Here is a 15,058-nt window from a genome sequence, read left to right on the forward strand (position 1 = left end):
TTCGCTTCATGGAATGGACTTCTTTCTTTCTTCCGATCATTGCACGGATTCGATTACCCTTATGATAGTAGCTGATGCTAGGGTTTGTCAATGATTAATTTGAACTTTTATCCTTCTGGACCTAAATCCGCCTGATCATGAAAGACGATCTCATCAGCGATTTTCCCATCACTTTCAAAAACAATGATCTCATTCATTCCAGTTTTTAAAAATGGCGCCGGGACGTACAAGCGCTGCTGCGGTCCTTTTTCCCAGAAACGGCCGATCATATGACCATTGACTTGGACAAACCCTTTGCCCCAGCCCGGCAATTCGATAAAGGTATCTGCACATTCATCAAAAACACATTCAAAGCGTGAGAAACTTGGTTGGCCTTTTTGCCATTTCCCTTGGAAATCAATGGCATGCAAATTATCCATCGGCAAGGGATAGATTTCCCAGTTGCTTTGGAATGCGCCATTGATGATCACACCGTCTTTAATGCCTTTGTGCTGATGGTTCATTTTAACGGAATAATTAACCCGCCCCATATTCTCCACCAAGATCCCCAACTCGTTTTCTGATTCTGATAGATCGAAACTGTAGGATTGACCGATTTCTCGATCGTAATCGATGCGCAAAAGTTCCTGGTTGATAAACGTATGGGCACGATCCATCGTATTGATCAGACGGTAGTCGGCAATCTTCCGTGCAGGCCCAATCAGTGAGCGATAGTAGATATAACCTGTCGCTTGATTGCAGGCTTCCATCGATAAAGGGTAATTCCTTATGATCGGTTGACTGATCGTGTCGATCGTCGAAAACAAGGAGACTCGTTCTTTCACTGAGAATGTTCCATAAGCTTTTCGCTCAAGTTTCATACTCAAGGGAAACTCAGGAATTTCCGCATAGTCAGCGATCACTTTTTTGAAGGCTTGGTATTTGGCAGTAGGTTCTCCCCATTCTGTCAACAAGGCATCATAATCATAGCTAGTGACATCCGGCGCTAAGCGCTCGTAATAGTTTGACCCGTTCATAAAGCCAAAATTGGTCCCGCCATGGAACATATAAATATTGACAGAACCTTCTGCCAAGCAATCCTGAAGTTCCTTTACTGCATCAGCCGTTGATGTTGTATGATGATGGTCATCACCCCAAGCATCAAACCAGCCGATCCAAAATTCCATGACCATCAGTGGCCGTTTTTCTCCGTGAACTCTTCGAAGTTTTTCAAAGTTTTCCTTGATGTTGGAGCCGCAGTTGATCGTAGGCAATGCCAAGTCTTTGATAGTGCCGTTTTCTAACATATCGTGCCAAGGTCCGTCAGAGGTCACTAACGGCGTTTCTACACCCTGTTGCCGCATCGCAGCCACCATTTTCCGCAAATACTCTTTATCATTGGCGTAGCTGCCGTATTCATTTTCTACTTGCATCATTAAAATCGGACCGCCTTGGGTGATCTGCAGATCCCGCACTTGTGGAAACAAATGGGCGAAATAACGAGTGATTTTTTCCATAAATGGTGGATAATCAAACCGAAGCTTCATCATGGGATCTTGCAAAAGCCAATAAGGCAGTCCCCCAAATTCCCATTCTGCACAAATATAAGGTGCTGGTCGCAAAATGACATAAAGCCCTACTTCTTGTGCCGTTTGGATAAATCGCCGCAAATCAAGGATCCCCTCAAATTGATAGACGCCTTCCTGTGCTTCATGGAGATTCCACGGAACATAGGTTTCCACAGTATTACAACCCATCAAGCGTAGTTTCTCTAATCGATCTTGCCAATATTCAGGAACGACCCGAAAATAATGGATCGCTCCAGAGATCACTTTGAACGGCTTTTTGTCTAGATAAAAGTCATCTTCGATAGCAAAAAGTCGCATCAGTTACGCTCCTCTTTGACGATATAGGTGGTGTATTGTGTCAGCATCATTTCTGAAGAAAGAACCTCACCCGTCAGAAGATCCGTCTTTCCAACAAACATTGCTGGCAACGGTTGTGCTTCTTCGTGGAAATTGATGATAACGAAGAATTTCGCCTCTGCATTTTCACGACAGGCAACTTCTAGTTTTGTTGCTTCCTCGATCACTGGGGTGATATCGTTTTCTTCGACAATCGTTTTGAAAAGCTGATCTTGCAGCTGATCTTCCAACTGTCCACCAAAGTAATAGACGGTGCCATCGCCAAACATATTTTTCGTCACTGCCGGCATTCCTGCATAGAAATTGCTTGTGTAATGCGCTAGCGCTTCGGCGGTTTCTAAATGGATCAAATCGCTGACTAAATTACTGGTTCCTGTCAGTTCTTCATTGACTAAGGAAACGCCGTTTGATTGTTCTGGGGCTAATGCATCGATTTCTTCCACCCAGATGCCAGCTAACTCCCGCAATGGCCCAGGATAGCCCCCTAAGTGAACGTTGTCAGATTGATCAACGATACCGCTCATATACGTGGTAAGTAAAGAACCACCTTGTTTGACGAAATCAGTGAGCCGCTCTTGCATTCCTTCTTTGATCATGTAGAGAACAGGTGCTGCGACTAATTTGTATTTTGATAAGTCAGCATCCACGGGAACCAAGTCGACGGCAATATTTTGTTCATGAAAATAACGATAGTAGCGATGGATCTGTTCTACATACTTCAGATCAACGGTCGGACCACTCGTATATTCTAATGCCCAATAATTGTCCCAATCGAAAATCACGGCAACCTGTGATTGAGTTTGCGTCCCAATAATGTCTGAAAGCTGCGCTAATTCAGCACCAAGAGCTGCCGTTTCTCGGAAAACTCGCGTGTCTTCATGACCGACATGTTCGATAACAGCTCCATGGAATTTCTCACAAGCACCGATGGAACGTCGCAATTGGAAATATTGGATCGTGTCCGCCCCATGAGCGATCGTTTGGTAGCTTTGCGCCCGCATTTGTCCCGGTTTTTTTAATGAGTTATAGGGTTGCCAGTTTTGTTGAGAGGGTGTTTGTTCCATCAGCATAAAGGGCTGTTGTTTCAAGCCGCGCATTAGATCATGTGTCATGGCTACTAAACTCCATGGCGTATTATACGCTGGATAATTATCCCACGAAATAAGGTCCATTTCCTTCGCCCACTTGAAATAATCCAGTCCTTTAAAGGTTCCCATCAAATTCGTTGTAATCGGTGTCGTGGGATCGATTTTCCGAATAGCGTCCCGCTCCATCATATAGTTTTTTAAAAGGCTATCCGAGTTGAAGCGTCGGTAGTCAATAGAAATTCCTGCAAATGCCGTCTTGTCATAGCCGATTCCTTCTGACAGCGCATTTGGCAGAACGATTTCATCCCATTCATATACAGTATGACCCCAAAATTCCATATTCCAGGCTTTATTCAGTGCTTCGATCGTTTGATATTTATCCTTTAGCCAAACACGAAACGCTTTTTCACAGTTGTCGCAATAACATTCGCCGCCGTATTCATTATTGATGTGCCAACAAGTCACTTGTGGATTTTCGCCGTAACGTTCGGCTAATTTCGTTGCCAGACGTTCTGCGTATTTTTGATAAACCAAACTATTGGGACAGGCATTATGCCGTTGCCCAAACTTATGATGGCGTCCATCATAATCGGTGCGAGCGACTTCCGGATACTTCTTAAACATCCAAGCTGGCAAAGCGGCTGTGGAAGTGGCTAAGACGATGTCGAAGCCCTCCGTACTTAATTTTTCGATGATTTGATCCAATTCCTCAAAATCATAACAATTTTCAGAGGGTTGGATCTTTGCCCATGAAAAAACATTGACGGTCGCGCTATTGATACTTGCTTTTTTAAAGATCCGAATGTCTTCTTCCCAAATCTCTTTCGGCCACTGATTTGGATTATAATCGCCGCCGAATAGAATTCGATCAAAAAATTTTGTCATATAAGTGAACGCTCCTTTAAAATAAAATGATTTCTACTCTCTTATTGTAAGGCTTTTCATTTTGTTGTAGTATAATACATGAAACACTATTTTATAACTTTTCGAAACATGGAGGTTGAACATGCCTATTTATTTTTATCAAACAAACCAGCAGTTGCCTTTGTCGCTTGAAAGTATCGGAAACGATTGGCCACAAGATGACGTTGTTCGTCTCGATGGCTACCCTTACTTTCATTGGCTGCAGACAGAACAAGGAGAAGGTCGCGTCACCTTTGGTCAAGAATCCTTTATTTTACGTCCCAGTGAAGGCATCTTGATTTTCCCTTTCACTCCTCATCGCTACTATCCCTTATCAGATTGGAAAACCTCCTTCGCTACCTTTCAAGGACCTTTGGCAGCTGAGATATTAAAACAATTTACAAGTCAACCTTATCTTTTAGTTGAAGAGTCTAAAACTTTTTCCTATATGACTTGGATCAAACAACGCATTAAAGAAGACCAAAAAATAAGCTGGGATCCGTTACGGGCTTCTAGTGAGTGTTATCGTTTTTTGCTGGCGATCATGCAAGAGCGCTCTGGGAATCCAACCGAAAAACACCCCTTGTTTCAACAATATCTGGTCCCTGTTATACAAGAAATCGAAACCAATTATGATCAGGCGATCACGATCAAAAAATTGGCTGGTTTAGTCTATGTTTCGCCTCAATATCTCTCTCGGTTGTTCCAGCGTTTTTTAGGACAATCCACCGCCCAATACTTATTAAACTATCGCATGACCCGTGCCAAAGAGCTTTTGGTGGCACAGCCGGATCTGCCCATTCAGCAAGCCGCTTTTGCTGTAGGGTTTCAGGATGCGAGTCACTTTACCGCATTATTCAAAAAAAGAGTCGGCTTAACTCCATTGAAGTTTCGCCAACTCTATCATTGATTTTTCGGTTTTAAGACGTCTTGCCATTGCCCCATCTGATCGATAAACTTCTTACTTTTTAAATGAATGCCCACATATTCATCATACAATAGATCGATCACTTGTCGAATCGCTGCTTTCGTTTCTGGCTTTAATTTGATCGAAGCAATCTGCTCGTAGGATATTTGCGAAAATAAGCGAATAAAATGGATCGCACGAGAATCCGCATGATAGCGACGTTCGTCCATCCCCCAGTGTTGTTCGCATAAAATACCGCTATACTTTGAGGAATAGTCAAACCGACCGTCGGTTTTTCCGCAGATGGCACAATGGGTCCAATTCGGAGTGATCCCGAAACGGTGCAAAATCTGGATCTCAAAGATATTGGTGATGATCTCTGCGTCGTTCCCTTGATCCATTAAGTGCAATGCCTCATGTAAAAATTGGTATAGATGTGGGTCATAGACCCGATCATCGATAGCAGAATCAGCCAAATTCAACAAGTAGGTCGCATAACCAGCAATAAAAATATCACTTTGGATCGTACGAAAAGGATGGATGTCTTTGGCATTGTTTAAAAAGGACAAGCCTTCCGTTTTGATGGTTCCCATGTAGGTGGCTTCAGTATAGGAGAGCAACGCTGGTGCCAAGGGGTTATTTTTCCGATGAGCACCCTTGACATAAAACATTTGCTTCCCGGCAGATTCCGTAAAGATTTTGACTAGCTTGTCTTTTTCTTTATGGTCCTTTGAAAAAAGCAAAATTCCTTTTGTTTCAACAAGATTCATCGTCGCACCTCATTTCTTGAAAAAAACTGATCCAGTTCGCTAACTGCATCAGTTTTTCCTCTTTAAAGCAGACCGTGATGGATCTGCCTTTCCTTAATACTCATCTTTACGATAGCCGTAATCCGTTAAGAAGGTTTGCTTGTCGCGCCAATCTTTTTGAACTTTCACCCATAATTCCAAGAAGACTTTGTCATCTAGTAAGTGTTCAATATCTAGACGGGCTTTCGTCCCGATCTGCTTCAGCATTTTACCGCCTTTACCGATGATAATGCCTTTTTGGCTGTCACGTTCGACAATGATCGTCGCTTGAATATGCACCTTATCATTATGATCTCGTTTCATGGAGTCAACGACGACCGCTACCGAGTGAGGCACTTCATCTCTGGTCAGCAGCAAGACTTTTTCCCGTACCAACTCGGAAACGATAAAGTATTCCGGATGGTCAGTGATTTGATCTTCTGGGAAATACTGAGGACCTTCAGGCATTTCATCGACCAATAGTTTCATTAGCGTTTCGAAATTATTGCCTTCCGTTGCAGAAATCGGTACGATCTCGGCAAAGTCCATTTGTGAGGAGTAATCTTCAATGATTGCCAATAAAGCATCCGGATGGACTTTATCAATTTTATTGATCACTAGGAAAACCGGCGTCTGGCTTTGACGCAACCGTTCGATGATAAAATCATCACCCTTGCCGCGCTTTTGATCGGCACTGATCATAAATAGTGTCACGTCAACTTCACGAAGTGCGCTATAGGCGGTTTCCACCATAAAATCGCCTAGACGGTGTTTGGGTTTATGGATCCCTGGTGTATCGATAAAGATCAGCTGTGCGTCATCTGTCGTATAGACCCCTTGGATTTTATTACGAGTCGTTTGCGCCTTGTCACTCATGATAGCGATTTTTTGTCCTACAACTCGATTTAGTAGTGTGGATTTCCCAACATTTGGCCGTCCGACGATCGCAACGAAGCCTGATTTGTGTGTTGTCATTGTTGTTCCCCTTTATCTTGTGGTTTTAGTGCGTATCAGAAGAGCTGCAGTAATTTTGGCAAGAAGATGATCGCTGCGACCACTAATGCAAAAACTGCGGTCATCAGCACAGCACCAGCTGCCATATCTTTGATTTTTTTCCCGATTGGATGGAAATGAAAGTCCGTAAACATGTCAACGACATTCTCAAAGACTGTATTGATGATCTCCACGATCCAGACCAAGAAAACGGCTAACAGCAGCCAAAGCCATTCCATTTGATTCAAACGGAAAATAAAACCTGCAATGATCGCAACGATGCCTAACCCAACATGTTTACGCATATTACGTTCCTCTTTAAAGACGGTTTTTATACCGGTGAAAGCAAATTCGATTGACGAGATAAACTGTTTATTTTTCCCAATATTCTTATCTTTTGAGTCCATAGGCATCCAGTATTTCCTTTTGCAATCCAAACATTTCCTTTTCATCTTCTGGTGTCATATGATCATAGCCGTTGATATGCAAGAAACCATGCAGCGCCAAGAAACCAAGTTCCCGATCATAGGTATGCCCATATTCAGCAGCTTGTTCCTTTGCCCGTTCAATGGAGATCATAATGTCTCCTAGATCACGAGGCATCTCTTCAAGGGCTTCGTCAAAAATAATCGGCATCTCCTCCGCCGTTTCTTCTTCGAAGGCAAAACTGATGACATCTGTCGGCATATCTTTGCCGCGATACTCCCGATTGATTTCTTGGATGGCTGCATTGTCCATAAACGTGACGGACATTTCCGTATCCTCTGGAAGGTCTAAATGTCCTGCAGCAAATTGCAGAAGTCCTTCGATCTCTTTGATCTTCGTTTCCCCCACTGAATTTGTCTCATCTAAAAAGGTAATCTCCATTAGCGCTCTCTTCTTTCTTGTTCTTCTTTCATTTTCTCTGCTTCCGATTTCATTTTTGGGTATTTGATCCGTGAATGGAAGGTACTGCATAGTCCGTTGACCAGTGATTTTTCAATCATCCGGATTTCTTTCAACGTTAGTCCCGTTTCATCTAATTGACCGTCTAAGATCCGATCATTGATGAGATTCGCAACAAATTCTTGAATTTTTTGATTGGTCGGATTTTCCATCGCTCGAACAGCTGCTTCACAACTGTCAGCGATACTCACGACACCCGCTTCTCGTGTCTGCGGTTTTGGCCCAGGATAACGGAAATCTTCTTCCGTCACCTCGGGATTACGCTCTTGAGCTTTTACATAGAAATAACGCATCAGAGTTGTGCCATGGTGTTGACGGCAAATATCGATCACCATTCGCGGCATTTTGGCTTCTTCGAGAATTTCCGCTCCGTCGATCACGTGACCGAAGATGATTTGTTTACTGTCTTCCGGCAGCAAAAAATTATGCGGGTTTTCGGCACCAGCAGGTAAATTTTCTACGAAGAAATTGGCATGTTTGACTTTGCCAATATCATGGTAATAACAAGCCACGCGGGTCAGTAAGCTTTGCCCACCGATCTCGGCGACGGCATTGGCGCTAAGATTAGCAACCATCATACTGTGATGATAGGTCCCTGGTGCTTCTTCCAGCAACTGCTTCAATAACGGGTGGTTCGGGTTACTCAATTCATTCAACACGATCATACTTTCATCCGTTACCAATAATTCGATATATGGATGCAGCCCCATCGTCAGCAAATAGCTAAGAAGCGAGCCGGCCAATCCACAGACGAGTGTTGTCCACGTATTGCCGCGGGCCAAATCCATTCCTTGGAAAATGACCAACATGATGCTTAAGAGTAATGGGAAAACGATCACCCACATGACTGCGATTTTCCCTTGACTGGCGATACGTGCTCGTTTGATCATCGTCCCCATCAACCCAGAGAAGAGATAGGTCACTAAAACAGTCGTCAACAAGTTGGTCCCACTGGAATCAAAGTAAATGAAGAGTGCACTGACCACTTGGAAAATCGCGGCTAATATCCCTAAACGTCTGCTGGAGAAAATGCTTAGAATCAGCGGTGTAAAGGCTGCTGGGAAAAAGAGCGGAATAAAGGTCACTAATTCTGATTGGAACAGTTGGAAAAATTTCATGATCAAGATACTGAATGCCATCGCCAAAATATAAAAAGTGACGGCGTTCATTCGCTTTTCAACATCTTTTGTCTGTCTTGTATAATAAAACAGCATAAGCATTTGTAAGCAGGTCGCTAAAACTAAAGCGATTAATGGAAAAACTGAGAAGGTCTGATTGGTCATTCCTAAAAGCTGCAGCTTTTCCAATGCGTTGGCATCGATCTGTGATCCTTCACGAACAATGATCTCTCCTTGATAGATCATTACCGGTGGAACAGCATCCATGGCGGTTTGTCTCGCTTCTTCCGTCCGCTTTTCATTGGGAATATCATTGACGACGATTCCTTGATTGACAATGAAGCGTAAAACGGACGCCATATCCGAAGTAACATCTAGAAATTGGATCTTGTCTTCCGCCTCTGAGCGGAAAGTACTGAGTTCTGTTTGACGGATCTGTTTGGCCATTTGCTCGTCTACTAGCTGCAACGCATAGGTTCGTACCGTATTCAATTCATCGGTACTTAATGAAAACAATGTCGACAAAAAATTATTCGTCAATGACTGATAGAAATCAAGTTCATCATCACTCATTTTTTCAAACTCTTTTTTCAAGGCTGCGATGTATTCATCCGTACTCGGTTTAGGGATATTTTCATCCTCATCCGCCTCAGCAACTTCTTTTGCATGTGCCTCATCCGTTGATTTTTTGACTGAATCAACTAAGTCAAAAAGGTGGTCGATGCGATCGTGCTGTGTCTGCGCTAGAGTATCCTGATAGGTGTACTCTGGCGGAACCGCTTCTGCTGCCAATTTGCGTTTTTGTTCCGTTGCAGTAGTGTTTTCGATCGTTTTATTGGCACGAATGTTTTCTTCCGCCACCTGGCCTTCGCTATAATCGACATTATTCTGTTTGACACTGGTGTACATGATACCAATCGAAAAAAGAAAGAAGAGAAACATCAAAACTGGTAAATAAAACTTCCCGAGTCTTTCTCTAAGTTTCCGTAGTGGTTGAATGATCATAGTTCTCCTCCTGAAAGACGATCAGCGCTTGTCTTTAAGATCTGCTTCTTCATAAGCTCGAATGATATCGGCCACAACTGGGTGCCGCACCACATCTCCTGCTTCAAAATTAGCAAAAGCAATTTTAGGGATCTCCTGCAACGTTCGCTCCGCATGGATCAAACCGCTTAAAGTCCCTTTTGGCAAGTCGATCTGACTCGTATCGCCATTGACGATCATTTTGGAGTTGAATCCTAAACGCGTCAGAAACATTTTCATTTGAGCGATCGTCGTATTTTGCGCTTCATCTAAAATGACAAAGGCATCTTCTAGCGTACGTCCACGCATATATGCCAATGGTGCGATCTCAATGACGCCTCGTTCCATCAGACGGTTCGTATGATCCATCCCAAAAATTTGATACAACGCATCATAAACGGGGCGTAAGTAAGGATCGACTTTTTCTTTCAAATCGCCTGGCAGAAAGCCAAGGTTCTCTCCTGCTTCAACCGCGGGCCGTGTCAAAATAATCTTTTGCACTTGACCTTTCTTTAAAGCAGCGATCGCCATTACGACGGCCAGAAAGGTTTTTCCGGTTCCGGCTGGTCCGACCCCAAAGACCACATCATGTTTACGGACAGCTTCGATATATTTCTTTTGACCGGCATTTTTTGCCCGAATCGGTTTCCCATTACGGTCCTTGATGATTTCTTCTTCATACATATCTTTGAAATAATCAAGACTGCCTTTGTTTACCATGTTCAAAGCTGTGATCACATCAGGAGTACTGATATTGATGCCTCGTTTGATCAACTCTTGCAACGCTCGGATCACGGATTGTGCTTTTTCTGTAGCTTCCGCTTCGCCGACGATTTGGATCAGCTCCCCACGAGTGTGAATGACCGTCCCCGTCGAGTCTTCAATGATTTTAATGTTCTTATCGTGAGCACCTAAGAGTAAACGAACGTCATCGTTCTCACTAAGTGTTATCTCGATCGTCATAGTTTTGTCTGTCAAATATGTTACAGCTCCTTTTTTGGCGTTCTTATTAATAATAACATAAGATGCAAAAAAGAAAAATTACTTATAAAGTCCAAGGGTAGTTTCCTTTTTGTCCTTATGCTTTTTTTAAGTTTTTGAAATCAGAAAAAAAGCCGCGAGCATGTCATCCATACTCGCGGCGTGAGCTTACATTTGATCCAATAATTCTTTAACGATCGCATTGACTTGATTGCCGTCTGCTTTGCCTTTGACTTGCGGCATTACAGCACCCATCACTTTTCCAAATTCTTTGGAAGAAGAAGCACCAGTCTTTTCAATCGCTCCAGCAACGATTTGGCGGATTTCCGCTTCATCAAGTTGTGCTGGCAAATATTTTTCAACAACTGCAATTTCAACTTTGACTTTCTCAGCTAGATCATTTCGGTCAGCTTTCTCAAACTCATGTAAAGAGTCCCGACGTTGCTTCATCTCACGAGATAAAACGGTCAACTCTTCTTCTTCATTCAAGTCAGAACCTTTTTTGATCTGCTCATTTTGAATTGATGCTTTCAACATGCGGATCACCTGCAAGGTTTCCTTGTCTTTGGCTTTCATCGCTGTCTTCATGTCATCATTCAGTGTACTTAGTAGTGTCACACTACCAGCTCCAATTCTCAAAACAGTAGAAAATTAGAATTTTTTGCGTTTTCTAGCTGCTTCAGATTTTTTCTTACGCTTTACGCTAGGTTTTTCGTAAAATTCACGTTTACGAGATTCCTGTAAAGTACCCGCTTTTGACACGGAACGTTTGAAGCGACGAAGAGCATCGTCAAGTGATTCGTTTTTGCGAACGACTGTTTTTGACATGTAAATTCCCTCCCTCCGAGCTTAAAAAGTAACCGTAGTTGTTATTGAAATAAAATCCCAAAAAACACGACTGTCCTTTAAAAATTATAGCTAACCCCTGAAAAAGTGTCAAGGCATTCTGTTAAAAAAGTCTTCGATACTGTCAAGTTTGTTTGGGTTTTCATTGACATTCTTCACAACGACCCAAAATCTCGAAGCGATGACCCTCGATCAAACAACCGGGAAGCTGTTCTTGAAAGAAGTCCATTGGGCAAATATGCAGTTCTTTTGTTTTGCCACAAACCGTGCAAATAAAGTGATGGTGATGATGGTCTTCTAATTCTGCACAACAGTTATAGCGAAACTTCATCTCACCGTTCAGTTCTGTTTCTTCTAAAATACCGATCTCAGAAAAATCGTGCAAATTCCGGTAGATCGTATCATAACTCAAGCCAGGGTACTTTTCCGACATGTATTCGTGAATTTCTTTTGCCGGTAAATAGCGATTGCGTTTCACTAAATAGGTAATGATCGCTTCTCTTTTTTTCGTATTTTTAAAGCCATTTTCTTTCAACGTTGTCATGGCATGCTCTATGAGCGTTTGATTTTTCATCGTAGACCCTCCTGATAAATCAAAATCATTCCGATTCTATCAATCTTAAGTATGGTATAATGAAATCAATAAAAAAGCAAGAGAGGATTTTTCTTATGAAGCCAAATGAACCAGAACAACTAGACTTGCAAGAAAAATTGCAAACCAGTGCTGCAGTGACGATGTTCGTTTTGTCGGACTCTGCCGGTGAAACAGCATCGAAGCTTGCCCAAGCGACAATGGCACAGTACCCCAGCGTCGAATTTAACCTTTTTAGACGCACATTTATCCACACGAAAGAGCACTTGATCAAAGCATTATCAGATGCTAAGAAACACAATGCCATTATTCTTCACACTTTGATCAAAGAAGAACTCGTGGATTTGACGAATCATTTTTGTGAAGAAGCGGATCTCTATCATTTCGACGTATTAACACCGCCTGTCAGTGAAGTGGCACGCCGCACTGGAGTAGCACCTTCACGAGAGCCAGGGGCTTTGCACCACCTGAACGAAAATTATTTCAAACGCATCAAAGCCATGGAATTTGCGGTCATGTACGATGACGGAAAAGACCCTCGTGGCTTCTTGGAAGCAGATGTCGTGTTACTAGGGGTTTCTCGAACCTCAAAAACACCGTTGAGTCTATTTTTAGCGAACAAAAACTTAAAAGTCGCTAATTTGCCTTTGGTTCCACAAGCCCACATCCCGAAACAGCTCTGGGAAATCGATCCGAAAAAAATCGTCGGGTTAACAAACGATCCGAATGTGTTAAACAGTATCCGCAAAGAACGGATGCGTTCTTACGGCCTGAACCCTGACTCTGCATATTCCGATATTGAAAAAATCAAAGCAGAGCTGACGTTTGCTAATGATCTTTATGAGAAATTAGGTTGTGTCGTGATCAATGTCGCTTCCCTTTCCATCGAAGAAACCGCCTCAATGATTTTAAATGCATTAAACTTAGAAGACCATAGCTATTACACTTCAGAGACAAAAGACTGATAACGATAACGCAATAAAAAAAGATGAACAGACTGCCGTCTGCTCATCTTTTTTAGAATATCTATCATTTCAAAGTTTTTTAAAAAACTTGCAGCCCTTCACGATCGATTTGTAATTGTTCGATATACGCATTGCTCTCCAAGGCATGTAAAAGTTTTGAGATTCGTTCTGCCCGTTCCTCTGGGACGATCGCTAAGACCGTTGGTCCAGCGCCGCTTAAGAAACAGCCATAGCCGCCTTCTTCTTCGCAAATCTGGCGAATGGTCGACAAGTGTGGCACAAGCTTTTCCCGATAGGCTTCATGAAAGCGATCCTGCTGCATCAATTTCCCTGCAAGAGGCAGATTGCCATTGATGACCGCTGCGATCATCACGTTGGCGATCGCACTGGCCTCAACTGCTTGCTCGTGAGAAAGTGTTTGCGGCAAGACTTGACGACTTTCTTCAGTCAAAAGTTCTTCATGAGGAATATAGGCAATGATCTCGCACTCTGGAAAATGATGCTTTACTAAATACGTATGCTTGTGCTGATGGTCATAAGCAGCAACTGCAAAATCTCCATAGATCGCTGGTCCAACATTGTCAGGATGCCCTTCAATGGCAGTTGCGATCTCAAGCTTTTGTGCTGCACTCAGATTCATGTGGGCCATTCGGTTGGCTAGTTCAATACCAGCGACGATCACCGAGGAACTACTGCCTAAGCCTCGTGCCAAAGGAATATCCGAACTCATACGGATCTTCAGGGGTTTCATGTCTGGTGCTAATTTTAGTGCCACACGCAAAAGTAAGTTAGTTTCATCGTTTGGGATCTCTGAGCCTAGCTCATGGATGATTTCCCATGTATCGTTTTCTTTTAAAACTTCGATGAACAAATACTTTGACAGGGCAATCCCGCAGGAATCAAAGCCAGGCCCTAAATTCGCACTGGTTGCAGGAACGCGGATCTTCATAGATTGGCAACTCCTTCACGAAGATGCTGACGCATTTCTTCTAAATCACTCATTTTATTGATGGTTACTTCCGTTGCTTTAATTGCTGTATCAGGATCTTTCAGCCCGTTTCCAGTAAAGACAGCAACGACAGTTTCACCTGATTTGATTTTTCCTGCTTTCACGTGCTGGATGACACCAGCAAGCGAGGCAGCAGAGCCTGGTTCAATAAACACACCATCTTGCGCAGCAATTTTACGATACGCATTCAAAATTTCCTCATCGGTTACTGCATCGATGTATCCTTTTGATTCATCACGAGCGGCTTCTGCCAACTGCCAGCTGGCTGGATTGCCGATACGAATCGCTGTAGCGATGGTTTCCGGCTGTTCAATGACTTCCCCACGAACGATGGCAGCCGCACCTTCTGCCTCAAACCCATGCATTCTTGGCAACGTGGTGCCTTTTTTCTCATGCCATTCTTTGAATCCTTTCCAATAAGCCGAGATATTCCCAGCATTACCAACTGGAATTGCAAGAACATCAGGCGCCTGTCCTAGCTGTTCGCATACTTCAAAGGCAGCTGTTTTTTGTCCTTCTAAACGATAAGGATTGACAGAGTTCACTAATGCCACAGCTTCTGTTTTCGCAATATCCCGGACTGCTTTTAACGCTTCATCAAAGTTTCCTGGAATCGAAATGATGTCCGCTCCATAAACGATCGCTTGCGCCAGTTTCCCCATAGCGATCTTGCCCTCTGGAATGACGACATAAGCTTTGATTCCTGCTCTGGTCGCATAAGCGGCTGCGGCTGCACTAGTATTTCCTGTCGAGGCACAAACGATCGCTTTCGCGCCTTCTTCCACCGCTTTTGCCACCGCCATCACCATGCCGCGGTCTTTAAATGAGCCTGTCGGATTCAGGCCTTCGTATTTTCCATACAATTGGATCCCTAATTCATTTGAAAGACTTGGTAATGGAATCAGAGGTGTATTTCCTTCAGCCAGCGACAATGCTGGGGTATTTTCATTAACTGGGAGATATTCTTTGTATTGATGCAATAATCCTTGATACATG

General features: G+C 43.2%; 15 protein-coding genes. 2 read left to right on the plus strand and 13 right to left on the minus strand.

Annotation, left to right across the window (positions count from 1 at the left end):
• Nucleotides 1-107 precede the first annotated feature (107 nt).
• A complete protein-coding gene (locus tag IGI92_RS09420; protein WP_142437111.1) occupies nucleotides 108-1,865 on the minus strand; it encodes a glycoside hydrolase family 35 protein in 1,758 nt (585 codons plus the stop codon).
• Nucleotides 1,865-3,877: a beta-galactosidase gene (locus IGI92_RS09425; RefSeq protein ID WP_086316205.1), complete on the minus strand. Its 2,013-nt coding sequence runs from the start codon at nucleotides 3,875-3,877 to the stop codon at nucleotides 1,865-1,867. The genes IGI92_RS09420 and IGI92_RS09425 overlap by 1 nt, the downstream gene beginning before the upstream one ends.
• 121 nt (nucleotides 3,878-3,998) lie before the next feature.
• Between IGI92_RS09425 and IGI92_RS09430 the strand changes: the two genes are divergently transcribed.
• Nucleotides 3,999-4,805 carry an AraC family transcriptional regulator gene (locus tag IGI92_RS09430; protein ID WP_008378261.1) on the plus strand — a complete coding sequence of 269 codons (807 nt, stop codon included), beginning with the start codon at nucleotides 3,999-4,001 and terminating at the stop codon, nucleotides 4,803-4,805.
• Here the strand turns inward: IGI92_RS09430 and recO are convergent.
• The 9 genes from recO to IGI92_RS09475 form a co-directional block, all read right to left on the minus strand.
• Complete coding sequence (recO, locus tag IGI92_RS09435; RefSeq protein WP_005235491.1) at nucleotides 4,799-5,572, minus strand: DNA repair protein RecO; 774 nt, start codon at nucleotides 5,570-5,572, stop codon at nucleotides 4,799-4,801. The genes IGI92_RS09430 and recO overlap by 7 nt on opposite strands.
• A 93-nt stretch (nucleotides 5,573-5,665) precedes the next feature.
• On the minus strand, nucleotides 5,666-6,565 hold the full coding sequence (gene era / locus IGI92_RS09440; RefSeq protein ID WP_008378264.1) for a GTPase Era: 900 nt from the start codon (nucleotides 6,563-6,565) through the stop codon (nucleotides 5,666-5,668).
• A gap of 35 nt (nucleotides 6,566-6,600) precedes the next feature.
• Complete coding sequence (locus tag IGI92_RS09445) at nucleotides 6,601-6,990, minus strand: diacylglycerol kinase family protein (protein ID WP_016612211.1); 390 nt, start codon at nucleotides 6,988-6,990, stop codon at nucleotides 6,601-6,603.
• Nucleotides 6,974-7,450: an rRNA maturation RNase YbeY gene (gene ybeY / locus IGI92_RS09450; RefSeq protein ID WP_008378268.1), complete on the minus strand. Its 477-nt coding sequence runs from the start codon at nucleotides 7,448-7,450 to the stop codon at nucleotides 6,974-6,976. The genes IGI92_RS09445 and ybeY overlap by 17 nt, the downstream gene beginning before the upstream one ends.
• Nucleotides 7,450-9,651 carry an HD family phosphohydrolase gene (locus tag IGI92_RS09455; protein WP_008378271.1) on the minus strand — a complete coding sequence of 734 codons (2,202 nt, stop codon included), beginning with the start codon at nucleotides 9,649-9,651 and terminating at the stop codon, nucleotides 7,450-7,452. The genes ybeY and IGI92_RS09455 overlap by 1 nt, the downstream gene beginning before the upstream one ends.
• Nucleotides 9,652-9,672: 21 nt before the next feature.
• Complete coding sequence (locus tag IGI92_RS09460) at nucleotides 9,673-10,632, minus strand: PhoH family protein (protein WP_016612213.1); 960 nt, start codon at nucleotides 10,630-10,632, stop codon at nucleotides 9,673-9,675.
• Nucleotides 10,633-10,818: 186 nt separating this feature from the next.
• Nucleotides 10,819-11,268, minus strand: a complete 450-nt coding sequence (locus IGI92_RS09465; protein WP_005235483.1) for a GatB/YqeY domain-containing protein — start codon at nucleotides 11,266-11,268, stop codon at nucleotides 10,819-10,821.
• Between the two features lie 33 nt (nucleotides 11,269-11,301).
• Nucleotides 11,302-11,478 (minus strand): 30S ribosomal protein S21, encoded by a 177-nt coding sequence (rpsU, locus tag IGI92_RS09470; protein WP_002356740.1) that lies wholly within the window; start codon nucleotides 11,476-11,478, stop codon nucleotides 11,302-11,304.
• Between the two features lie 160 nt (nucleotides 11,479-11,638).
• Nucleotides 11,639-12,070 carry a Fur family transcriptional regulator gene (locus tag IGI92_RS09475; protein ID WP_008378408.1) on the minus strand — a complete coding sequence of 144 codons (432 nt, stop codon included), beginning with the start codon at nucleotides 12,068-12,070 and terminating at the stop codon, nucleotides 11,639-11,641.
• Nucleotides 12,071-12,165: 95 nt separating this feature from the next.
• Here IGI92_RS09475 and IGI92_RS09480 point away from each other — a divergent pair, with 95 nt between their 5' ends.
• Complete coding sequence (locus tag IGI92_RS09480) at nucleotides 12,166-13,053, plus strand: pyruvate, water dikinase regulatory protein (protein ID WP_008378409.1); 888 nt, start codon at nucleotides 12,166-12,168, stop codon at nucleotides 13,051-13,053.
• 79 nt (nucleotides 13,054-13,132) lie between these two features.
• Here the strand turns inward: IGI92_RS09480 and thrB are convergent, their stop codons facing one another.
• Both thrB and thrC read right to left on the minus strand, forming a co-directional pair.
• Nucleotides 13,133-14,002, minus strand: coding sequence for a homoserine kinase (gene thrB, locus IGI92_RS09485; RefSeq protein ID WP_005235477.1), 870 nt, complete (start codon nucleotides 14,000-14,002; stop codon nucleotides 13,133-13,135).
• A complete protein-coding gene (gene thrC, locus IGI92_RS09490) occupies nucleotides 13,999-15,057 on the minus strand; it encodes a threonine synthase (RefSeq protein WP_086316211.1) in 1,059 nt (352 codons plus the stop codon). Before thrC ends, thrB begins: the two co-directional genes overlap by 4 nt.
• Between the last annotated feature and the right edge of the window lies 1 nt (nucleotide 15,058).

The sequence above is a fragment of the Enterococcus sp. DIV2379 genome (genome assembly GCF_050542965.1).
GTDB classification, from domain to species: Bacteria; Bacillota; Bacilli; order Lactobacillales; family Enterococcaceae; genus Enterococcus_D; species Enterococcus_D entomosocium.